The organism is Clostridium sp. K13 (assembly GCF_019734195.1).
Lineage (GTDB): Bacteria > Bacillota > Clostridia > Clostridiales > Clostridiaceae > Clostridium.
The window spans coordinates 100511-122707 of record NZ_JAASHM010000003.1 but is presented as its reverse complement, the minus strand read 5'-3'; the positions used below and the strand labels follow the sequence as shown (position 1 = coordinate 122707).

Annotated in this window: 23 protein-coding genes and 1 other annotated feature; of the genes, 1 reads left to right on the top strand and 22 read right to left on the bottom strand. The window is 25.8% G+C overall.

Annotation, left to right across the window (positions count from 1 at the left end; translation table 11 throughout):
• Positions 1-47: 47 nt before the first annotated feature.
• Positions 48-719, bottom strand: a complete 672-nt coding sequence (pyrE, locus tag HCG76_RS03475; RefSeq protein WP_195987906.1) for an orotate phosphoribosyltransferase — start codon at positions 717-719, stop codon at positions 48-50.
• Between the two features lie 189 nt (positions 720-908).
• Between pyrE and HCG76_RS03470 the strand changes: the two genes are divergently transcribed.
• Positions 909-1865 carry an alpha/beta hydrolase gene (locus HCG76_RS03470; protein ID WP_221698619.1) on the top strand — a complete coding sequence of 319 codons (957 nt, stop codon included), beginning with the start codon at positions 909-911 and terminating at the stop codon, positions 1863-1865.
• Between the two features lie 507 nt (positions 1866-2372).
• Here HCG76_RS03470 and HCG76_RS03465 read toward each other — a convergent pair.
• The 21 genes from HCG76_RS03465 to HCG76_RS03365 all read right to left on the bottom strand — a co-directional run bounded on the left by HCG76_RS03465 (position 2373) and on the right by HCG76_RS03365 (position 22142).
• Entirely contained in the window at positions 2373-3290 is a 918-nt protein-coding gene (locus tag HCG76_RS03465) for a S66 peptidase family protein (RefSeq protein WP_221698620.1), read from the bottom strand.
• A 66-nt stretch (positions 3291-3356) separates the two neighbouring features.
• Positions 3357-4304: a DUF6414 family protein gene (locus tag HCG76_RS03460; protein WP_221698621.1), complete on the bottom strand. Its 948-nt coding sequence runs from the start codon at positions 4302-4304 to the stop codon at positions 3357-3359.
• Positions 4305-4415: 111 nt separating this feature from the next.
• Positions 4416-5231, bottom strand: a complete 816-nt coding sequence (locus HCG76_RS03455; protein WP_221698622.1) for a TerC/Alx family metal homeostasis membrane protein — start codon at positions 5229-5231, stop codon at positions 4416-4418.
• 124 nt (positions 5232-5355) lie between these two features.
• Positions 5356-5610: a DUF3243 family protein gene (locus HCG76_RS03450; protein WP_221698623.1), complete on the bottom strand. Its 255-nt coding sequence runs from the start codon at positions 5608-5610 to the stop codon at positions 5356-5358.
• 75 nt (positions 5611-5685) lie between these two features.
• On the bottom strand, positions 5686-6651 hold the full coding sequence (locus tag HCG76_RS03445) for a YbgA family protein (protein WP_221698624.1): 966 nt from the start codon (positions 6649-6651) through the stop codon (positions 5686-5688).
• Positions 6652-6775: 124 nt separating this feature from the next.
• Positions 6776-9970 carry a type I pullulanase gene (gene pulA / locus HCG76_RS03440; RefSeq protein ID WP_221698625.1) on the bottom strand — a complete coding sequence of 1065 codons (3195 nt, stop codon included), beginning with the start codon at positions 9968-9970 and terminating at the stop codon, positions 6776-6778.
• 181 nt (positions 9971-10151) lie between these two features.
• Positions 10152-10517 carry an ankyrin repeat domain-containing protein gene (locus HCG76_RS03435; protein ID WP_221698626.1) on the bottom strand — a complete coding sequence of 122 codons (366 nt, stop codon included), beginning with the start codon at positions 10515-10517 and terminating at the stop codon, positions 10152-10154.
• A gap of 45 nt (positions 10518-10562) precedes the next feature.
• Positions 10563-10976 (bottom strand): hypothetical protein, encoded by a 414-nt coding sequence (locus HCG76_RS03430; RefSeq protein ID WP_221698627.1) that lies wholly within the window; start codon positions 10974-10976, stop codon positions 10563-10565.
• A gap of 113 nt (positions 10977-11089) precedes the next feature.
• Positions 11090-11635, bottom strand: coding sequence for a 2-oxoacid:acceptor oxidoreductase family protein (locus tag HCG76_RS03425; RefSeq protein WP_221698628.1), 546 nt, complete (start codon positions 11633-11635; stop codon positions 11090-11092).
• Between the two features lie 21 nt (positions 11636-11656).
• The gene (locus tag HCG76_RS03420; protein ID WP_221698629.1) at positions 11657-12391 is read right to left on the bottom strand and encodes a thiamine pyrophosphate-dependent enzyme; all 735 of its coding nucleotides are present in this window, start codon (positions 12389-12391) and stop codon (positions 11657-11659) included.
• On the bottom strand, positions 12388-13458 hold the full coding sequence (locus HCG76_RS03415; protein ID WP_221698630.1) for a 3-methyl-2-oxobutanoate dehydrogenase subunit VorB: 1071 nt from the start codon (positions 13456-13458) through the stop codon (positions 12388-12390). Before HCG76_RS03415 ends, HCG76_RS03420 begins: the two co-directional genes overlap by 4 nt.
• 2 nt (positions 13459-13460) lie before the next feature.
• Positions 13461-13685: a 4Fe-4S binding protein gene (locus tag HCG76_RS03410; RefSeq protein ID WP_221698631.1), complete on the bottom strand. Its 225-nt coding sequence runs from the start codon at positions 13683-13685 to the stop codon at positions 13461-13463.
• Between the two features lie 19 nt (positions 13686-13704).
• Positions 13705-14367, bottom strand: a complete 663-nt coding sequence (locus HCG76_RS03405; RefSeq protein ID WP_221698632.1) for a nucleotide-binding protein — start codon at positions 14365-14367, stop codon at positions 13705-13707.
• Positions 14368-14589: 222 nt separating this feature from the next.
• Positions 14590-15141 carry a tryptophan transporter gene (locus tag HCG76_RS03400; protein ID WP_221698633.1) on the bottom strand — a complete coding sequence of 184 codons (552 nt, stop codon included), beginning with the start codon at positions 15139-15141 and terminating at the stop codon, positions 14590-14592.
• A gap of 133 nt (positions 15142-15274) precedes the next feature.
• Positions 15275-15528: a binding site (T-box leader), on the bottom strand.
• A 49-nt stretch (positions 15529-15577) separates the two neighbouring features.
• Positions 15578-15922 (bottom strand): hypothetical protein, encoded by a 345-nt coding sequence (locus HCG76_RS03395; RefSeq protein WP_221698634.1) that lies wholly within the window; start codon positions 15920-15922, stop codon positions 15578-15580.
• Positions 15923-16025: 103 nt separating this feature from the next.
• Positions 16026-16553, bottom strand: a complete 528-nt coding sequence (idi, locus tag HCG76_RS03390; protein ID WP_221698635.1) for an isopentenyl-diphosphate Delta-isomerase — start codon at positions 16551-16553, stop codon at positions 16026-16028.
• Between the two features lie 117 nt (positions 16554-16670).
• Complete coding sequence (locus HCG76_RS03385) at positions 16671-17033, bottom strand: hypothetical protein (RefSeq protein ID WP_221698636.1); 363 nt, start codon at positions 17031-17033, stop codon at positions 16671-16673.
• Positions 17034-17084: 51 nt separating this feature from the next.
• Complete coding sequence (locus HCG76_RS03380) at positions 17085-17861, bottom strand: tetratricopeptide repeat protein (RefSeq protein ID WP_221698637.1); 777 nt, start codon at positions 17859-17861, stop codon at positions 17085-17087.
• Positions 17862-17904: 43 nt separating this feature from the next.
• Positions 17905-20781 (bottom strand): DEAD/DEAH box helicase, encoded by a 2877-nt coding sequence (locus HCG76_RS03375; protein WP_221698638.1) that lies wholly within the window; start codon positions 20779-20781, stop codon positions 17905-17907.
• 106 nt (positions 20782-20887) lie between these two features.
• Entirely contained in the window at positions 20888-21769 is an 882-nt protein-coding gene (locus HCG76_RS03370; RefSeq protein ID WP_221698639.1) for a DMT family transporter, read from the bottom strand.
• A 136-nt stretch (positions 21770-21905) separates the two neighbouring features.
• Complete coding sequence (locus HCG76_RS03365) at positions 21906-22142, bottom strand: DUF1292 domain-containing protein (protein WP_221698640.1); 237 nt, start codon at positions 22140-22142, stop codon at positions 21906-21908.
• Positions 22143-22197: the final 55 nt, after the last annotated feature.

Genomic DNA, 22197 nt, shown 5'->3' with positions numbered 1-22197 from the left:
ATATTAAAAGTCGGCAAGTTAAATTGCCGACTTTTAATATTATTTTATTAAACACCATATTTTGTATAATAATCAGCTATAGCAGCTTTTATTTTATCATCAATATAAATAGTTCCATCAATTTCCCTATTATATAAATATTCAACAACTTCAGCCATTGTAACTATAGGATAAGTTGTAATTCCAAATGCTTCTTTTATTTCGGCTTGTGCAGATTGCTCTCCTCTACCCTTTTCCATTCTATCTACAGATATTACTAATCCAGCAATTTCAACATCTCCTTGAGCTTTTAAAATTGGTGCTGTTTCGTAAATTGAAGTTCCTGCAGTCATAACATCTTCAACTATAACCACTTTCTTTGTACTATCAAGTTTAGCACCAAGTAAAATTCCACCTTCACCATGATCCTTAACTTCTTTTCTATTTGAACAATATTCAACATTTGCTCCATATAGCTTATTCATAGATATAGCTGTAGTAACAGTTAATGGAATTCCTTTGTAAGCTGGTCCGAATAATACGTCTACATCAGATCCAATACGCTCATTTATAGTTTTAGCATAAAACTCACCTAATTTTTCAAGTTGTTCTCCTGTAGTATAGTTTCCTGTATTAATAAAAAATGGTGTTTGACGTCCGCTTTTTGTAACAAATTCTCCAAATCTTAAAACATTACTTCTTACCATAAATTCAATAAATTCTTCTTTATATTTTTGCATAGAAAACAACTCCTCTAAATATGTATATTTTTCTTAAATATTGTAACATTATTCGGTAAAAAAAGCTAATAAATATTTCAAATTATTATTTATATTTATGGTTATTATACTTTTAATGTGTCAATAATTTAAAAATATAAGTTTTATTATATAAAATAATAATTTATTGCTTTATTTTAGGAGGTAACTATGAAGAAAAGAAAAAAGTTAGGAATTATTATATGTACTATTGTGTTAATATTAATTATTTCACTTACTCAAGCAAAAAAATTAAAATTTTTCTTTGAAATTATAAAATTAAGTAGTAGTTTACCTACTGTATCAAGTGATTTTTATAATGATCCAATTAAAGATATAACATATAAAGATATAGTATATAAAAAAAGAGGCAATAAGGAGTTAAAGTTAGATATATATACAAGTAAAGATTCAGGTAAACCTACTCCAGTAATTATATATGTATTCGGAAATGGATGGATGTATGGAGATAAGGTAATTCCTTCTGCTATTGAGTCTATTATTGAGTTGCTAATGGATGAAGGATATGCAGTAATAAGTACGTCATATGAGCTAATGGATGATGAAGTAATTTTAGAGGAGCAAATATCAGATGTTAAGGATACAATAAGATGGATTTATAAAAATAAAGATAAGTATAATTTTGATGTAAATAATATAGGAATGATAGGTCCTTCAGCTGGGGCTCAACTTTCTATGATGGCAGCTTTTTCAGATGACGAGGAATTTATTGGTGATAAAACACTAAAAAATTATTCTTCTAAAGTGAAATATATAATTGATCTATTTGGTCCCGCTAGATTAAGTAAAGTAAATTTATCTGCTGGTCCAGAAGAGGTTGTTAAAAAGTTTACTGATAATGATATAGAAAGGATATCAAATGAATTTAGTCCTATTGAATACATAAGAAGTGATTTGCCAGATACACTTATAATTCATAGCTTAAAGGATGATATAGTACCCTATGAAACTTCTGTGGAATTATATGAAACTGCATTAAAATATGAAAATAACTTTGAGTTATATACCTTACAAAATTGTACTCATTATTTAGAGAACCTATCAAGCACAGAGGCTTTAAATTTATATATGAAAATTGTTGATTACATATTAAAAGAAACTTCTTGAAAAGAGTTTTAAAAAACAGGATGACTTACAAAGTCTATAAGTAAACATAATAACTAAATTGCGAACCAAAGCTTAAATGCCGTGATGCCGAAAATTAATAATATAACCTCCATTAAGTAATATAATTTCTTCTGGTGATATCATTAAATTTTCTCTATCACTGGCTTTAAAGCTTAAGTCTGCAATTTAAGCAGAATTCCCCTAAAGTTAACGACTTGTAATACAAATTTGTAGCAGGTGTCATTAACTATAAGTCGGGGAACTAAGAAAAACAGTGAAGAGAAAAAATGAAATATTAATTTGGAGTGAAGCATTGAAATTAAGCTGTAGAATTTAATAATTGATGTAGTAAAATTTGCGTTAAGAAGATTTTACTGTTTGACGCGCTAGCTAGTTTAAAATCTTTAGGAAATTTTACGGAATCAATTATATAAATTCAAAGTGAAAATTTCACCGCTTCCTGGAAAAGTAATATTCCATTTTTCGGTCTCACTGTAGTTCGCAGTTTTATTCAATTATTTTAATTCTCTTTTCATTAGCATCTAGAATAACCTTTGAACCTAAAGGAAGTGTTAAAGTTGGAAGACAATGTCCGCAAACTAATTTGCTTATAGTTGGCTTTTTTAATGGTAAAATAATTTCATTAAAAACTTCTTCTAATGATAAGCTTTTTTTGTTAGAGGATGCAATGCAATCGGTGAATGCGCCTAAAATAATACCGGTTGCATCTTTAAATTTACCAGATTGTTTTAGTTGAAGTAGCATTCTATCAACTTTGTAGGGAGTTTCGTCTACCTCTTCTAAAAATAGTATTTTATTTTTTGTATTTATTTCATATTTAGTTCCTAATGAAGAACAAACTAATGATAAATTTCCACCTATAAGTTGTCCGCTAGCTATACCATCATTAATAATTTCAAGATTACACCCAACAGGATTAAATATTTCATTTATTTTTTCCTTTGAAAAAAGAAACCTTTTATAATAATCAGCACTATACTCATCTAATCCTTTTATTAGTTCTGTTGAAACCATTGGACCATGATATGTTATAAGTTTGCTTTTTTGATTAATAGCAATATGAAGTGCTGTAATATCACTATATCCTACAAAAATCTTTGGATTTTTTTTTATTATCTTAAAATCTATAAGATCTAATAATCTAGCGCATCCGTATCCCCCTCTAATTGCAAATATTCCTTTTATATTCTTATCTGCGAACATACGATTTATATCATTAGCTCTTATATCATCAGTACCAGATAAAAACCCATGTTCTGATAGACAACTAGTTCCAACTACAACTTCTAATCCTAGATCTTTTAACGAACCAACACATTTATCTATTAAAGTTTTATCAACAGGACTTGCTGGTGCTATTATAGCAACGCTATCACCTTGTTGTAATGGTTTTGGTTTAATCATTATTATCATCCTTTTATAAGTAATATACTTTAGTATATTATTTATAGTTATTATTTTAGAATAAATTTAAATTAACATACTTATTGGAATTAAAAGCAATGCCTCTCCTGGAATTTTAAATCGAGGTTGTTCAGGTAAATAAATACCTGAACTTGACAGTTTTTCCATAAGGGGAGAACAACAATTAAGAAAGTTTTCATAAAAATTAGGTTGTCCGGATTTTCTTAATAAATGAATGTGTTGATTTGAATCACATTTTCTAATGACTTTCCCTATTATTGTACAAGGACAATCTGCACTATCATAAATATTTGCATAGGTACTGATAAAATTACTATTGTTTACAGTTAATACAACATCCATATCGCCACATTTTACAATCATATCTTGACTATTATTATTTGTTAAAAGTGATTGCAAGTAACTAACTTGTTTATACATCATATCATAATTTATAAATGAACTATTAGTACTTTTTATAGATTGACAATATGAGTTTAAATTATCTATTCCAATACATGATAATAAATTTGATAAACTATCTATATAAGAAACCATAGATTCGTTAGAAATTTGCCCACTAAGTTTTACATAGTCACCAGAATTTACATTAGAGCCTAAATAACTACTACCATCAAATTCTTTGATTAAGTTTGATTCACCTAGTCCTTGAAGTAATTGTTTATGGATTTCAAAAGTTGTATATATACGAGTTAATTCTTCTTCACGTCTTACAAATCTCCTACCTTCTATAGATTGATTATCTCTATTTATTGTTGTTACAGTATCAGCTTCTGTAAAGTTTTTAGCCTTATAACCATCACGTTCATCTCTTACACATCTATCTTCACCATATTTTTGGTTAGTTCCTTCATTTCCTGTTTTGGCATTTAAGGTTCTATCTTCTATAAATCTAGAGGTTCTTTTTTCAATATATCCATCTATAACTAAAGAATTTAAGTTCTTAGTTAGAGCTTCATCAAGATAAATAAGTAAATCAAGAGCATCACTCAAAAGATATTACCTCCTTATAGCGTTTTAGACAATATCATAATGCCTTATATTATATAGTTAATAAATTTTAGAAAGCTATAATACTTATATATAGTATTCTAAATACACAAATTAATTACTTTTTATTAGAGAAAATAAAATACTACTCAATAAAATAATTGCAATAATTAACAATGATACTACTGTTGAGATATTAATACCCCAAAATGCAATAAAAAGCTTTATACCAGTAAAAATTAAAATAAAAGCTACTCCATATTTTATACAACTAAACATGCTATTTAATTTTGCTAGAAGAAAATAAAGACTTCTTAGTCCTAATATAGCAAAAATATTTGATGTATATACAATATAGGGATTGGTAGTTATAGAAAATATAGCAGGAATAGAATCCAAAGCAAAAATTATATCTGAACTTTCAATTAATACTAAAATTAATAATAATGGAGTTGCATGTAGAATTCCATTAATTTTAACAAAGAATTTTTCATGATGTAGTTCGTTTGTAACTGGAATTAAACGCTTCATTATATTTAGAATTTTACTTTTTGAAAAATCAACCGCTTCCTCTTTATTAAACAATATTTTTAATCCACTACAGAATAAGAAAAAACCAAAAATATATAAAATCCAACTGAATTTACTTATTATTGCAACTCCTAGAAAAATAAATATAAATCTTAATATTACAGCACCTATGATACCATATGTAAGTACTCTTTTTTGATATTCCATAGGTATATTAAAAGATGTAAATATAATTAAAAATAAAAATAAGTTATCAACACTCAAACTTAATTCAATTATGTATCCACCTAAAAATTCAAGGCCATAATCTGCTCCAAAAATAAAATAAATTAAGATATTAACCATAAAGGCTAGGCTTGCCCACAGTATAAAATTTCTTAATGCACTTCTTGCTCTCAAAATACTTCTCCTTATATTAAATTAATTCACAGAATAATTATATGATTTGATATATAAATTTATTTATAGTTAATGATAATAAAAAAAGTAAGATTAAATTTAAAATTTAATCTTACTAGTAAAATTAGTATAAAGAATCATTTTGAGTAATTTTAACAACTAGTTTTGCTAATACATGCTTATCATGAGAATTTGCCACATTCCAAAGTTCTTTTAATAAATTTTCTTCGTTGTTAGAATTTATAATACTATTAGATAAAAAATAATCTACACTTTCAGTAATTGTATTAATTGGATTATTTAACATACCCATATTTCCATTAGTATTTAGTTCTTTGTTTAATGCTTCCTTCAAGGTATCGAAATTAGTATTATTCATTTAAAAATCCTCCTCTTAACTATATATTTAGTATTTAATTAACTAAATTTTATATTCATAAATAAATAATTTATATTAATGAATTAACTTTCCAGAATCATTAACTAATACTAAATCTTCAGGATATGGCATGAAAAATGTTTGATCAACTAAATGATTAAGGTCAAATCTAATAATATAGCTTTTAACTAAATATAAAGGAACAGAAAATGGTACATATCCATTTTTATATTTGTCTATAGTACTCCAAATAAATTTCATTTCATCTGAAGTTATTTTATCGTTAAACTGATCTAAAGATTTTAGTAGAACATTAATATTAGATGTATATCGAGGAGCTTTTTCTAATAACCTATGAAGATAAAATTCATATTCTTTAAATAATGTTTCTAAATTTTCAATATTATCTTTATAAATAAGATCATCAAGGGCTCTAGAATATTTTTGACTATATGATAAAAATAACAAAGTATTTTTTAAATGAAATTTTCTTAAACTTTCAAAATTAAGGTTGCTTTTTGCTATTCTAAAATCACATAATATAAAAATTCTAGCTAAAAAATGTTCACGTATTTTAAAGTTTGTTAATCTACCATCATCTTCAATAGGAAGATATGGGAAATGTTCCATAACAGCTTCTGCAAAAATTCCCTTTTCTCTTCTTATAGCTCTCCCTTTTTCAACTGTAGTATAAACCTTTGCATCTTTAACTCCACAGGATGGAGATTTACATTTTAATATAAAACCATCTACAGACTCTAATTTATTTAGAAATTTTTCAGAGAAATTTATCATATCATTTGTTATATATTTATTTTCTTTAGGCTGAATTAGCTCCTTTTTATTATCTATTTCAACTATTCTAACAGGATTTCTTGGAATACTTAGTCCACATTCTACTTCTGGACAAATTGGAATAACCTCCACATATTTTTTTAGTTTATCTATAAATTCATTTTCTTCTATACTTCCGTTATATTTACAACTTTCAAACCCTAAACATTTACTTATTACTATAATCGGTTTATCGGTATTCAGCATTATTATCTATCCTTTCTAGTGCTTGTATAATTATTTTTTGTTTAATCTATATTATTTATACAAAAGAACATTAGAAAGAAAAGAGCACTATAAAATATTTTATAGTGCTGCTAATAAAAAAACATTACATATCCGTTTTATTGCATAAAATCATTATAGAAAATGATTTTAATTTAGGAACTTCATTTAATTTAACTTTTTTTAATATATCTAATCCAGCAGTTTTATCATTAGCGATAATATTCCAATAGCCAGTTTTTGAAGGTGGTATATATGCATTAACATCATAATCATCAATGCTTGTAGCATTATAAATAACAACCACTTCTCCTTTATCATACTCACTTAGGTCAATATGATTTATTATAACACCACTACTTTCATTATTAACAAAAACAAATTTTGCTTTGTTTTTTATAATATCTGAATTTCCTATATTAAAATATGGTAAGTTTTTTCTTATAGATATTAATCCTTTAACATAGTTAAATACATCTATAAATTTATTTTTATCACTCCATTTTATGGAGTTTATTTCATCATTGCTTTTGTAACTATTATGATCACCTTGTTTTGTTTTTAATAATTCAGCTCCGTATTGGATAAATGGAATTCCTTGAGCTGTAAATAGGATTGATAATCCTAAAATGTTTTGTCTTACATAGGAATTATTAAATGGATAAATATTTAAATTTTTTCTGTAATTGCCTCTAGTTAGAGCTTGATTTTGGCTTTTTTCTATTTGATCCCAAAGAGTATAGTTATCATGGGCATCAGCATAGTTTATACTTTCATTTGGGTTTGAAGTTAAGGTATAAATAGAACCCTTTAATCCCTCAATTATATTCCAATTACAAATTGCATTATGTTGATTTCCATTTATAAATCCATTTGATGGATTATTATCTCCTCTAATTGCATCCCTAAATGTATCATTAAAAACAGAGAAATTTTCATTTCTTTGTGAGCCTTTAAATGTACCATTCATTAAAGGTGAACTTCCACCCTTCCATGGTTCACCATAAATCAAAAAGTTTGAATCAAATTTACGAGATTTACGAACTATTTCTTTAGTAGTATTTATATCTAATAATTCCATTAAATCAAAACGCATTCCATCAATTTTATAATTTTTTATCCAATGAATACATGAATCAATTATAAATTTTCTTACCATTGGTCTTTCAGTTGCTAGTTCATTTCCACAACCAGAGCCATTAGTAAATCTTCCAAGATAATCAGTTCTAAAGTAATATCCTGGCACAATGTTATCCATATTCATAGTCCCCATCATATGATTATAGACCATATCCATAACAACCCTTATTCCTTTTTCATGGAATTTCATAATCATTTCTCTTAATTCAATAATTCTTGTTATTGGATTATATGGATTTGTTGAATAACTTCCTTCAGGTACATTAAAATTTTTAGGGTCATATCCCCAGTTTCTATTGTTTGAACTTGGAAAACGCTCATCTACTGATCCAAAATCAAAAACTGGCATTAAATGAACATGGGTTACTCCTAGTTCTATTAAATGATCTAGTCCCGTTTTTACAGTTTTACCAGTATAAACATCTTTGTATATTGTATTTTCCTGTACAGCACCTAAATAAGTACCTTTTAAGCTATCATTTACTCCAGAGCTTTCATCAATTGTAAAGTCTCTAATATGCATTTCATATATAATAGAATCATCTTTGCTTTTTAATTCAGGAATATTATGATTAATAAATCCATAAGGCTTTGTAAGCTTATCATTTATATCTACTACATATCCTTTATCGCCATTTACACAAACAGAAGTTGCATAAGGATCTATTGCATATGTTATTTTATCACATATATTTCCATACATATCTACATCTTTAAAGTATATCTTATATAGATAATACATTTCATTTGCATCATCTTTATTTATAACAGTAGTATACACTCCTGTTTTATAGTCATATATCATAGGATAACTAATATACTCATCCTCTTCTTTAATATACCACTCCTTATATAGTAACAGTTCAACTTTATAACTAGTTGGAGCCCAAAGCTTAAAGGAAATTGCATTATTTAAATAAACTATTCCTAAGTCTTCTTTTGAATAATAAAATTTATCTAAATAGTTTCTAAATAAAACTTTATATGGTCTATAAGTATTAGATGCAGAAACTAAAAGTAAATCATTTGCACGTATATGTCTAGGTATATTAGTTATTATTACTTCTTTTCCCCTGATTATAGAAGAGGTACCTTCAATCTTTTCACCATTTAGATATAATTCAAAATCAAGTCCTAATAAAGGCTCACTTGAAAGATAAACTTTTACTTTGTTATGGTCGTCTATAACGGCAAATTTTATATTTGTTTGATTTGCTATTATGGCTGATTTTAAAGAAGTATATCTTCGTTGATCTCCATATATTATATATACGTCTTTGTATAGACCTTTTAAATCATAAGTATTAGTTTGTTCAGCCCAATAGTTTATCCAGTTATTTCCCCATTGTTTTTTTCTAATAATTAAATAATCTTCTTTTACATATGATGCAAAGCCATAATCTGTATTTAAATTAAAATCTCTTTCTTCACCAGAACAATTTTCTCCAAATAACCAACAATTCCAAATATAATCATGACCTTGATAATTATTATCTTCTAAATAAAAATGTACTAATGTACCAATATATTTATTATCCTCTACTATTATTTTCTTTGTTGCAATTAAATCTTTATCAATAGCTTTTCCACAAATAATTATTTCAGTACCTTGTGGTACATTATTATTTACTATTAAATATCCATTTTCAATTTTTGCTCCATCAATTTCATTTTCTAAATACCATGTCATTTCTGGTAGTGACATTCTTCCATATAATCCTGTACATACACCTATTAACTCAACAGGTCTTTTGTAAGTCACTATATTATTTGATGAGTAAATTTTTAATGTATCATTTATCTTTTCCCACATGAAACTGAAGCTATTTTTTTCACTTCCTTCCGAATCTATCCATATTTCATTTCCGTTACAGTCAATTAATATATATTTATATCTATACTTCCCGGGTTTCAGCCCATTTGGAAATTTAATTTCTTTTATCATTTTTAAGGAACCATCATTTGTATCTACTTGCCAGTTTAATTTATATGCTTCAGATTTTTCCCAAGCATTAAAATCTCCAACAACATATGCATAAATACAGCCATCATATTTTGCTGTGAATCGTATTGTGTTAGATATAGGACATAAATCTACAGAATAAATGCCCTTATCATTATTATTTATTTCAAATTTCTCAATAAAATCTGTACTTTTCATATAAACACCCCGTCATATAATTCTAGCCTAAAATTAAATTTATAATACATTAAAAGCAAGAAAATAATATATATTTAACCATAGTATACATTTATTGTAACATTTTTTTGAGTATTTTTCATATTAAAAATCACAAAAAAACAAGATAAGACACTAAAGGAAGTGTTTATCTTGTTTTATTTTAAAAAAGTTTTTTTAGAAATTTAAGGAAAATACGTTTATCTTTAATTTCTATATCTATAATTTCATTTTTAATTTTATCTAGAGAATATTTAAAGTCATGTTCATAAAAAAGGTTTATTATGTCATTATTATTACATAAAGCAGCATAATGAATAGCCATTAAATTTCTATCATCTTTTATATAAAGATTAGCACCTTCTTCTATAAGCAAACTACATAAATCAATATTGTGTTCTAAAACAGCATAAAATAAAGCAGTTTTACCATCCTTATCTCTATAGTCAATATTAGAAACCTTTATAAGGCCTTCTACCACTTTATAATCATTATTTTGTGTTGCTTTAATAATATCACTTGTTTTCAATTTAAACACTTTTAAACATTACTTTAATTATTTAATATATTTTATTTACTCAACTTGAGTTAATAATCTTCTCATTACATCTTTAAGCTTATTATATCCTAGCTCTTCGTTAGCCATTACTAAAACAGCTTTTATATCATTATCAGAAGGTTCCCACTTATAAGCTTTAAAATCTATTATAGAGTCCTCTGGTAGATATTCTTCAAGTTCAAAGCCTAATTCCTCTGTAGATGCCATATATTCATCAAATAAAGCATCTTCATCTAATTCATTAATATCAACACTTTCTTCTATTTCTTCATTTAATGTATCGATGCTTACACTTAAATTAAAAGCAACTATATCTTCTCTTTTAGAACCTTTACTCATATCTTTTACAACTTTAAATTCAGTGTTTTCTTCAATTATATTTTTTATATCATTACTATCTAAAACTCTATTTCCAAATGCAATATACATTATTATGTTTCCTCCTGGGTTTTAATTTACCTTCTACAAAAATCAAATTGATTTTGTAGAAGGTATTAAATTTAAAAATCTTATTTATAATTTAACAAAATAAATGATAAATATCAACAACAAATGTTAATATTATCATTAATAAAAGTATAACCTGTATTTAGTGCAAGTTTATTTAGGTCATAATATTTAGGTTTTCCATGTAACTTAATAGAATTTATTAGTGAATCTAAAGGAACTAAATTAGTTAAATTAATCAAGCTTCCTAATAAAATCATATTAGCTAGTGATTTATTTCCTATGCTAGTAGCAATATCATCACAAGGAACTTTTATTATTTTAACATCATTTCTATTAGTATTTATAGTAACTAAATTACTATCTATAATTAGGAGCCCATCTTTTTTTAAATATGATTGAAATTTTTCTAATGAAGGATTATTCATTACGATAACAGCGTCAGCATGAGTTATTATTGGAGATGCTACTTCATCTTTACCTAATATTACAGAACAGTTAGATGTACCACCTCTCATTTCTGGCCCATAAGAAGGCAACCATGAAACATTTAAATTATTGTCCATAGCTGAATAAGCTAAGAATTTACTCATAGTTTGTATACCTTGACCACCAAATCCTGCAAAAATGATTTTATACATAGGATTTATTTACCTCCACTATTAAATATCTTTTTTTATTCCTAAAGGATAAAAAGGAATCATGTTATCAGTCTGCCATTTCATTGAATCTATAGGGGTTAACCCCCAATTGGTTGGACAAATAGAAAGAACCTCTATAAATGAAAATCCTTTTTTGTTTATTGAGTTTTGAAAGGCTTTTTTTATTGCCTTTTTAGTTTTATTTATATTTACTATACTATTTATTGCAGTTCTTTCTACATAGCAAACTCCATCAATAACTGATATTATTTCTGACATCTTCAATGGGTTTCCTTGTGTTTTAATATCTCTTCCATAAGGACTTGTTTCTGTAATTTGCCCAGGAAGAGATGTTGGTGCCATTTGTCCTCCTGTCATGCCATAAATACAATTATTAATAAATATTGTTACTATGTTTTCACCTCTTGCGGCAGCATGGATTATTTCAGCGGTTCCTATAGCAGCTAAATCACCATCCCCTTGGTAGGTAAATACTACTTTGTCAGGATTAGCTCTCTTTATTCCTGTTGCAACGGCAGGAGCTCGTCCGTGAGCTGCCTCAAAAACATCACATGCAAAATAATTATATGCAAGAACAGAACAACCAACAGGTGCAACTGCAATAGTTGTATCTAAAATATTTAATTCTTCTAGTACTTCTCCAATTAATTTATGAACTATTCCATGTCCACAACCAGGACAATAATGTGTTTTTACATCTATTAAGCCTTTAGTTGGTGCATAAACTTTATTCATTTATTACTCCCCCAATTACAATTAATATATTTTATTATTTCTTCTGGAGTAGGAACTATTCCACCTGTTCGACCATAAAAGCTTACATTAGATTTTCCGTTTACAGCTAATTTTACATCTTCAACCATTTGACCACAGGACATTTCAATACACAAAAAGCCATTTTTTGTTTTAGTTACTGCATTTTTTATTATTTCACTTGGAAATGGCCATAATGTAATTGGGCGGATTAAACCTAGATTTATTCCAAGTTCCTTAGCTTCTTTAATAACTGTTTTACATATTCTTGATGTTGTTCCATAAGCTATTAGTATTAAATCGCAAATTTCATCACAATTATATAATTCAAATTTAACTTCTTTTTCTTTTATAATATTATAAGTCTTTTGAAGTTCACTGTTTAAGTTCTCAAGCTCTAAAGGATCTAAATAAAGGGAATTTATTATATTATGAGATTTTCTCCCATTTAAACCATTAGCCTTCCATGTTTTTTCAGGAAGAGGTCTTTTAACTCTTTCCTTAAATTCTATTGGTTCCATTATTTGTCCTAGCATACCATCAGCCATAACCATAACGGGAGTTCGATAAATATATGCTACATCAAATGCTTCTTGAATTAAATCATAAATTTCTTGTACACTATTTGGAGCATAAACAGGAAGATTAAAATCACCATGACTTAAACCTTTAGTTGCTTGAAAATAGTCACTTTGAGCAGGTTGAATTCCTCCTAATCCTGGACCACCTCTAACTACATCTATAATTACACAAGGTAACCTTGCACCAACTAAATAGGATATTCCTTCAGACATTAAGCTTATACCAGGGCTAGAAGATGAGGTCATACATCTTACACCAGTTCCTGCAGCTCCATATATCATATTGATTGCAGCTATTTCACTTTCTGCTTGTAAAAACACACGTCCTCTATTAGGCATTTCTTTAGATAAGTAAGCTAAAACTTCGGTTTGAGGAGTTATAGGATATCCAAAGAAGCATTTACAGCCAGCTTTTAAAGCAGCTTCGCCTATAACTTCATTACCTTTCATAAGAAACTTTTCACTCATTGTTATCTATCCTCCTGAATTTTTTCTATACTTATAGCTGAATCTGGACAAACTTTAGCACAGCAAGAACAACCAATACACATATTTTTATTTTCTTCTGAAATTATTGGAGTATAATAACCACTTTCGTTAACTTTTTTATCCATATCAATTATCTTTTTAGGGCAAAAATTAACACAAAGCTCACAACCTTTGCATCTATCTTTTCTAAAAGTAACCTTAAACATTAAATAACCTCCTATATAATTAATCCCATGGAAATTTTACTTTTCTATCAATTTCAAAAATATCAGCAATGATAAGGTTTTCAATAAGTGGTGTAAATTCTTTTAAACAAAGTAAATATGAATAACTTATATTTAATGCTTGTGAAAGTAATTTAGATTGAGAATCACCGTAAATAATGTCAGTTATTTTAGTATTTGAACCATAATGAGTATTAGAAACTATATCTGTTATCTTCATATTACACAAACTTTCAAATGATTTTATTTGATAAATAGCATTATTATAGTTTTTAGTTTGAGGTCTTGCGGTATTAAAAATATAATACATTTTATAGTTATCTTTTAGTTCGTTTTTTAATTGAATTAGAGCTTTAACTCCATCAAGATCTCCTCCAACGTCTATAATAATAGAATCAAAATTAGATTTTAAAGAAGTCATTATATTAAAAGGTATTATCATAAGTTCAGCATTATTTAACTTTGGATTTGGTGCTATAACTGTAATATTATATAAAGATGTGAGCATTTCGATATATTCTCTAGAGCAAAAATAAGGATTAACAATATCTATGTCAATAAGAGCTGTCTTTTTGTTTGAAAGGGATTCTTTAATTGCTAAATTAATAGAAAATTCTGTTTTGCCGCTTCCAAAATTTCCTGTAACTATATGAATTGTACTCATAAATCACCTCACCTTATAGAAATAGTTAAGACAAAATATGTTTATATAAAATATTATATGCTTAAGTTTTTATAGTGTATTTTTATGTATTTTTTATGTTGATAATACATTGTAGCAAATTTTATCTAATTAAATAAATAGTACCATTATTATTAAAAATATTAGATTTAATATATAAAAAAACACAGAATATAATAATTTTACATTCTGTGTTTTGAAATTTTAGGCTCTTATAACTCTTTTTAATGATATATTTATTGTTTGATAAAGAATAAATCCACCAATTGTATTTATTATTAAAGCTGGAATTACTATAGTAACAAATAGTATTGAAAATTTAGCAGGTAATCCAACTATATATTGAGCTGATAGTAAAAAGGTAGTTCCGCTTATTAATGTTCCAAGTGGAAAACTGATTAATACTAATAAGTTTTTCTTAATACTTTCATTAATTTTTATAGAATCTGTTATTTTATTTATAGATAGTAAAATAACATACATTAAATTTACAGTAACCATCTTATCTATAATATTAGGAAGCTGACCTCCAGGAAATTTAGTTGTTAATGCAGTAAATACACCTGTAATTATTGCAGCAATTATTGATGTTTTATAATCATTGTTATTAATTATCATTATTATAAAAAGCATGGCTAATGCAAAATCTGGTTGCATTGGTAACCCTAGCGCTGGAGTAATTTGATGTAATATAGCACCTATAGCTAAAAGAAGAGCGTTAATAACCATTTTTTTTGTATTCATATTTCTTTTCATTTTTATTCCCCCTGAATTTAAATAATAATTATGAGTTTTAAATTTTATATTTGATTTAGCTATTGTTCATACCATATTAATCACCTCCTTAAATATTGATTTATTATTATAAATAAAAAAACTCCGTCCTATAATATAGGACGGAGTAAATAATCCGCGGTACCACCTAATTTATGAAAAATAAATAATAAATTTCATCACTTAAAACCAAGTACTATCATACTTGTCCTACTATAACGTGTAGGTTACGGTTTCCGGTACTAAGATATCTTTTCCCTTTACTTCTCTAAGGCCCATTCATATAAAGTCTTCTTGTTAAGATCCCACCATCCTTAACTCTCTTTAATAAAGCTACAATATACTACTATCCCTTGTCTAAGAATTTAAATTTCTTTTATTAATAATATAATATCCATAAATTAGGTAAAAGTCAACATTATTTTTTTATATTATTAATTGTTATATTTGATACTTGTGGAAATAAGTTTTCATAAAATTTATCAAACCCATCATCTTCTAATAATACTTCTTGTTTATCATCAACATAAAATTTATTCATAGTACTAATTACTAAGTCAAACTTTTTTAGATTATTTTCTTCAAGTAATACTGTATAAAGATAAGCTAAATGATTTTGCATATATGCTTGAATAGTATTCATGTCCTCTTCAGAAATTTTACCATCTTTACATAAGTCTTTTATAGGACCGTTCTTTAATGCAAAGTAAGATGATGCTTTTGCTATATTTGCTATATATTCTTGTGGTTTTTGGTTATTCATATGGTGTATTTCCTTTCATTCGTAAAATAATTAGATTTTCATATAAAATATTTTATATTACTATTAATTTACTTACAATAGTTTCAGTGTATAAAAGCTTTATTTAAAAGTTTAAATTTTCTTCTATTTCTTTTATATGATTTTCTATTATATATTTAAACCAAAAAGTATAATTGTCAGGATTAGTTTTAAGATCAACTTTTATATTATCTAAGGATATCCATTTATAATCTTCAACTTCTAAAGGATTTATTGATATTTCATTAGAGTATCTACCAAAGTATACATGATCAAATTCATGTTCAATAAGATCATTATCAAACTTTATATAGTACATAAAAGAAAATACTTCTTTTAAATCACAAGAAAATCCCATTTCTTCTTGTAATCTTCTTATAGCTGCATCATCAGTACTTTCATCTTTATTTGGGTGTGTACAACAAGTATTTGTCCAAAGACCTGGAGAGTGATACTTTCCACTATATCTTTTTTGTAATAACAGTTCATTCTTTTCATTAAAAATAAATATTGATAAGGCTCTATGAAGTAGTCCTTTTATATGAGCATCCATCTTTTCTATATGCCCTACTTCATTGTCGTTTTTATCAACACAAATTATAATTTCCTTCATTTAAAAATCTCCTTAATAACCTTTTAAAATAAATAGATTTATAGGGTTAAGTATATTTAGATAAAATAAGCGTCGTAATTTTTTAACGACGCTTATTTTAAAATATTTATAAATATTTTATCTTCTTTTAAGCAATTTATACAAACCAATAAATCCTATTAAAGCTCCTACTCCAGCCATAATAACAACTTTAGAATCAATGTTTTTTATTTTATCCATAAATAAATCAGAACATCCGCATGCACATTCTGAATTACTATCCATAGATTCATTATAATCATCATCTAAATAATCAAAATCATTATCATTAGTATAATCACTGTTATTATCATCACAATTATATTTATAAAGATTAATATATTCTTCTTCGCAATTATCTGAATCCTTATAATATGATCTTTGAGTAATAGCAGGAACTTTTATTCTTTTTGTAGCTGCATCTAAATTTTTGCTTAAGTTTATTCCTATACTTTGGTACATAAGTATCACCTCAACCTTAGTATAATCACTTTTTTTAAACTTAATTCAAAATTATAATTTTTCTATTTCTTTTATTTCGTTTATGTATGTTTCATTAGTGCTGTCTGCATCATGTACTATATTTAAATAACTTAAAGCATCTTCATATTGTTTTAATGCCTTATAGCACATTGCAATACCAAAGTAAACATCTATTGTTCCTTCTTGTAAATCTATTGCTTTTTCGTAGTTTATTAGTGCGTTAGTGTATTCTCCTATATTAAAGTAGTATTCAGCTAATCCAATATAAGCTCTACCTATATTTTCATCAATTTCAATAGCTTTATTAAAGTATTTTAATGCTTCATCATTATTATTTAAGTATTTTAAATTAATCCATCCTAGATTAACTAATATATATGCAGTATCATTACTATTTAGTACATTTGAATTTAAAATATTTTCTCCTAATTTAATAGCTTCTGAGTATTTATTTAAATTGATATTTATATCAATTAAGTAAGCAGTAACAAAAAAGCTATTTGGATTTTCTAATTTTAAGTTTTCAAATATAGATTTACTTTCTTCAAATTTATTTAAATAAAATAAAGATTCACCTAATAAACTTTTAGCATATGTACTGTTAGTACAATTATTAGATAATGATTTTTCTAATATATTTACAGCTTTATCAAATTCATCTAATGACATATAGCAATCAGCAATATAAGCATAGAAATCTGAGTTGTTACTTTCTTTTAGTGCATTTAATGAAAAGTCTAAAGCTAATTCAACATCTTCATTCATTAAATCATTATATTTTTCTAAAAACTCTTTATTTAATTCCATTAGAGTACCTCTTCTTATTAAATTTTAGTAAACATTATTAAATTTATTCAAATAACCTTAGTATTTCATCTTTTGATAATTCAAAAATATTATTAATATCTAGAGAATTATTATCTAGAATTTTATTTATTAATTGTTTTTTCTCATTTTGTAACTTAATAACTTTTTCTTCAACTGTATCTTTAGCTATAAGTTTTATAACTTCAACAATATTTTTTTGTCCTATTCTATGAGCTCTATCACTAGCCTGTGCTTCAACAGATGGATTCCACCATGGATCAAAGTGTATGACAATATCTGCACTTTGCAAATTCAAGCCAGTACCTCCCGCTTTTAAGCTTATTAGAAATATAGGTATATCACTTTCATTAAATTTGTTTACCTCTTCACTTCTTTTCTTCTGTGACAGTGTACCATCTAAATAACAATATTTCAAACCTTCTATTTCCAATCGCCTTTTTATATTACTTAAAACAGATGTAAATTGAGAAAAAACTAGTATTTTATGTCCTTCATCATTTGCCTGATTTAATATTTCTATTAGAGCATCTATTTTACCACTATCTCCTTCATAATTATCTAAAACAACACTTGGATCAAGTGCTATTTGTCTTAGTTTTGTTATATATGATAGTATTTCTATTTTCCCATTTGAAAACTCATCATCACGTATTTTCTTTTCAATTAAATCAATAACTTTATTATTATAAATACTATATATTTTTTGTTGAGACTTAGGAAGTTCTACTTCAATAATTTTTTCAATTTTAGCTGGAAGCTCTTTAAGAACATCTTTTTTTAATCTTCTTAATATAAAAGGTTTTATCAAATTCTTAAATTCTGTTGATAATTCATTATTATCCATAAAACGTCTATAATACTTTACTATAAAAGTATCCCTATCAAATAAGTATCCAGGCATTATAAAATCAAATATAGACCATAACTCTAATAAGGAATTTTCTATTGGAGTACCTGTAAGGGCAAATCTGCTTTTACATTTAAGCTTTTTTACATATACTGCATTTTGAGATGCGTAATTCTTTATATTTTGAGCTTCATCTAATATGACACAATTAAAATCAATATTTAAATATGTTTCTATATCATTTTTAAACGTTGAATAAGTAGTTATTAGAACATCCAAGTTATCAATATTATTAAGTAGTTTCTTTCTATCATCCTTATGACCTGTAATTAGTTTTACATTCAATTCAGGAGCAAATTTACTAAACTCTTGTTTCCAGTTTAATACTAATGAAGAGGGTGCAATAATTAATGATGGTTTATCTTTAATAGAGGCTATAAATGAAATAGTTTGTATAGTTTTACCTAACCCCATTTCATCACCTAATATTCCACCAAAACCTAGTTCGTATAAAGTTTTTAAAAAACAGTATCCTGTATATTGATATTTTCTAAGTTCTCCAATAAATTCTTTTGGAATATCATACTTTAACTTATTAATATTATTAAATTGGGTCTTTAAAGTTCTTAAATAACCTAGACCTTTTAAAAACTTAATGTTATTTTCTTTTATAAATTCATTTGCATATAATCCTTTGCTTTTATGAAAATCAATAGTGTTATTTTCTATATAATTACAAGAATTAAGGTTATCTATTAGTTTTAAAAAGTTATTCAATTCTATTGATTCTAGATCAAGATAATCTCCATTTTCAAGTTTATAATATTTTAAATTATCTCTAAAAGCTCTTAAAATATTGCTTATTTCAAAAGCAGGTATATCTTTTATATCAAATTTTAATTCAAAATAGTCATATTTTCCTGCAGATATATTTCCTATTATGCCTTTAGAATCTATTTTACGAATACCTTTAAAATTCTCTGAATAATAAACTTCACCAAAGTTTTGCAGTTCATGAATTTTGTTTTTAAAGAAATTATATATGTAATCATCACCTAATGTTAAATAATATTTATTGTTAACATAATCAAAGCCAAGAGCTTTTAAAGCAGACATAATTTCTTGCTCTTTATTAAAATCCCTATATATTATTTTTTCATCAAATTCATTAAATATATTGAATTCATATTTATCATATTGAACTTTTAAGGTCATTAAGACAAAGTTATTTTCTCTATCAAAATAAAAGTTGAACTTTGGTTTAGCTAAAACAACTTTATTTTTGATATTTGAAGATAATATTAAATTATCACTTATATTATTAAGTGTTGGGATAAGTTCTTTTAACACTCTCTCTTCTTCAGTTTTAGGAATAATAACCTTATTATCTTTTTTGAAAATTTCGTAATAGGGTTTTATTTTATTAATAAAGTTTTTTTGTGGTAGATATACAGTAGCACCATTAAATAAGATATTATAATTGTTGTTTAAAATCATAGGCAAATCAGACATAAGTTGTAGCTTATATTCTTTATCTATATATTCTAAATTCATTTCTATATATGGATTACCAATTACAATTTCACAATCAACAGGTCTACTATAGAAGCCTTCATTAAAATAAGTACGATGATCTTTTATAGTATAAAAAAAATCCTTTATTAGAAATTTAGGTGGATATATGTATTTTCCTTCTATTAATCTATCATTTGATTTTAAATACTTAGGTTTATTACCTTCCATTTCATAAAGTTCATAAATAAAATCAATTAAAGCAATGTCCTTGCTAGAGAAATACTGCTTGCTCATATCAAAGGTAAAGTCATTGCTATATTTTAATGTTATATTATTTTCGTAATAAACTAAAAATTGTCTTATATCTCTAATTATATTTAGTTTATTAGATGAAGTATTTTTTAAACCAATTTTAAATTCTATAGAAAGTTGTCCTTTATAATCTATTTTATTTAAATAGATTTCTATTTTTAACTCTTCTTTATTTCTATCTTTAAGAAGAACATCTAAAACATTTGGATTTTTATTAGTGTACATATTCCCTCTCCTTTACAATTTTTTATTATATCATAGATAAATAAGTATTTAGAAGTAGCATAAATGTAAAAAAAAGCTGTGCTTTCAACTAAGCACAGCTTTTATGTTATTTATTTTCGATTTTATCTAATTTTTTATTATATAAAAACATATATAATGATACAGCAAATATAATTATATAACCAATTACACTTAAGTAATCTGGTAAAACACCAAACATAACTATACTTATTATTGCTGAGAATATAATATTGCTATAATCAAATATAGATATTTCTTTTGCTTTAGCATATTTATATGCAATAGTAATACCAAACTGACCAATACTAGCAAAAATACCCGCTAGAATTAAGTAAATAAACTGAATTAGGGACATTTCCTTATATACCATTAACATAAATGGTAATATTACTATTGTAGAGAAGAATGAGAAATAGAATACTATAGTATAATATTTTTCTTTGCCTCCTAATACCCTTAAACAAGTATAAGCCGCTGCTGCACATATAGCACCACAAACCCCTATAAGAGATGGAATTATATCTAAATTAAATTGTGGCTTTATTATAAATAAAGCTCCTATAAAGGCAACTAGAATAGCTAGTCCTTGTTTTAGGTTTATTTTCTCTTTTAAGAAAATAGCACAGAATATTATAACAAAAAATGGACTTAATTTATTTAACATATTTGCATCTGATAATACTAATTTATCTATTGCATAAAAGTTAAATACTATTCCTAATGTACCAAATAGTGAGCGTAAAATTAGAGTTTTTTGATTTTCCAACTTTCCAAAGAAGCTTTCTTTATTAATAAGTATTAATACAAATGCAATTACACAGGATGTTATATTTCTAAAAAATGTTTTTTGAAATGAAGGTAAATCACCTGAAAGCTTAACGAATGCAGACATCATTGCAAAGCCAAATGCAGACATTATTATAAATAAAACACCTTTTGTTCTATTACTTAACTTTATATTTTTCATATATCCTCCTAAATTATTTTTTCTTTTTATAGCTTACCATAAATAATAATTATCATCTATATATAATTATAACTTATATAATTATTTACTTTAAAATAAAAAAAGACCTATAGTAAATAGATCTTTTTATTGTGATTTAGAATTTTATACTGGAAACTTGTCTAACCATATTTAATTCATTTTCAGATTCAACTTGAACTAATGTCTCATTCCAATCTTTATCAAATGCTATTTTAAATATTTCTACATCACTTTTGTTGTTTACTGGAGCCATTGCAACATATTCAGTTTTATTAATTAATTTTTGTTCTAATATAGCATATTCAACTTTATTTCCAGATTCATCAGTAAATTTCATAGTCTTTTCAGTCATATGTAATCTCTCCTTATAAAATTAATATTATTAGTATTATAAAAAGAAGAGGAAA

Excerpts from the sequence above, each read along its gene's own strand:
- pyrE (WP_195987906.1), bottom strand. The coding sequence starts at position 719 with ATGCAAAAATATAAAGAAGAATTTATTGAATTTATGGTAAGAAGTAAT.
- HCG76_RS03470 (WP_221698619.1), top strand. The coding sequence starts at position 909 with ATGAAGAAAAGAAAAAAGTTAGGAATTATTATATGTACTATTGTGTTA.
- HCG76_RS03465 (WP_221698620.1), bottom strand. The coding sequence starts at position 3,290 with ATGATTAAACCAAAACCATTACAACAAGGTGATAGCGTTGCTATAATA.
- HCG76_RS03450 (WP_221698623.1), bottom strand. The coding sequence starts at position 5,610 with ATGAATAATACTAATTTCGATACCTTGAAGGAAGCATTAAACAAAGAA.
- HCG76_RS03445 (WP_221698624.1), bottom strand. The coding sequence starts at position 6,651 with ATGCTGAATACCGATAAACCGATTATAGTAATAAGTAAATGTTTAGGG.
- pulA (WP_221698625.1), bottom strand. The coding sequence starts at position 9,970 with ATGAAAAGTACAGATTTTATTGAGAAATTTGAAATAAATAATAATGAT.
- HCG76_RS03430 (WP_221698627.1), bottom strand. The coding sequence starts at position 10,976 with ATGTATATTGCATTTGGAAATAGAGTTTTAGATAGTAATGATATAAAA.
- HCG76_RS03425 (WP_221698628.1), bottom strand. The coding sequence starts at position 11,635 with ATGTATAAAATCATTTTTGCAGGATTTGGTGGTCAAGGTATACAAACT.
- HCG76_RS03420 (WP_221698629.1), bottom strand. The coding sequence starts at position 12,391 with ATGAATAAAGTTTATGCACCAACTAAAGGCTTAATAGATGTAAAAACA.
- HCG76_RS03415 (WP_221698630.1), bottom strand. The coding sequence starts at position 13,458 with ATGAGTGAAAAGTTTCTTATGAAAGGTAATGAAGTTATAGGCGAAGCT.
- HCG76_RS03410 (WP_221698631.1), bottom strand. The coding sequence starts at position 13,685 with ATGTTTAAGGTTACTTTTAGAAAAGATAGATGCAAAGGTTGTGAGCTT.
- HCG76_RS03405 (WP_221698632.1), bottom strand. The coding sequence starts at position 14,367 with ATGAGTACAATTCATATAGTTACAGGAAATTTTGGAAGCGGCAAAACA.
- HCG76_RS03400 (WP_221698633.1), bottom strand. The coding sequence starts at position 15,141 with ATGAAAAGAAATATGAATACAAAAAAAATGGTTATTAACGCTCTTCTT.
- HCG76_RS03395 (WP_221698634.1), bottom strand. The coding sequence starts at position 15,922 with ATGAATAACCAAAAACCACAAGAATATATAGCAAATATAGCAAAAGCA.
- idi (WP_221698635.1), bottom strand. The coding sequence starts at position 16,553 with ATGAAGGAAATTATAATTTGTGTTGATAAAAACGACAATGAAGTAGGG.
- HCG76_RS03385 (WP_221698636.1), bottom strand. The coding sequence starts at position 17,033 with ATGTACCAAAGTATAGGAATAAACTTAAGCAAAAATTTAGATGCAGCT.
- HCG76_RS03380 (WP_221698637.1), bottom strand. The coding sequence starts at position 17,861 with ATGGAATTAAATAAAGAGTTTTTAGAAAAATATAATGATTTAATGAAT.
- HCG76_RS03375 (WP_221698638.1), bottom strand. The coding sequence starts at position 20,781 with ATGTACACTAATAAAAATCCAAATGTTTTAGATGTTCTTCTTAAAGAT.
- HCG76_RS03370 (WP_221698639.1), bottom strand. The coding sequence starts at position 21,769 with ATGAAAAATATAAAGTTAAGTAATAGAACAAAAGGTGTTTTATTTATA.
- HCG76_RS03365 (WP_221698640.1), bottom strand. The coding sequence starts at position 22,142 with ATGACTGAAAAGACTATGAAATTTACTGATGAATCTGGAAATAAAGTT.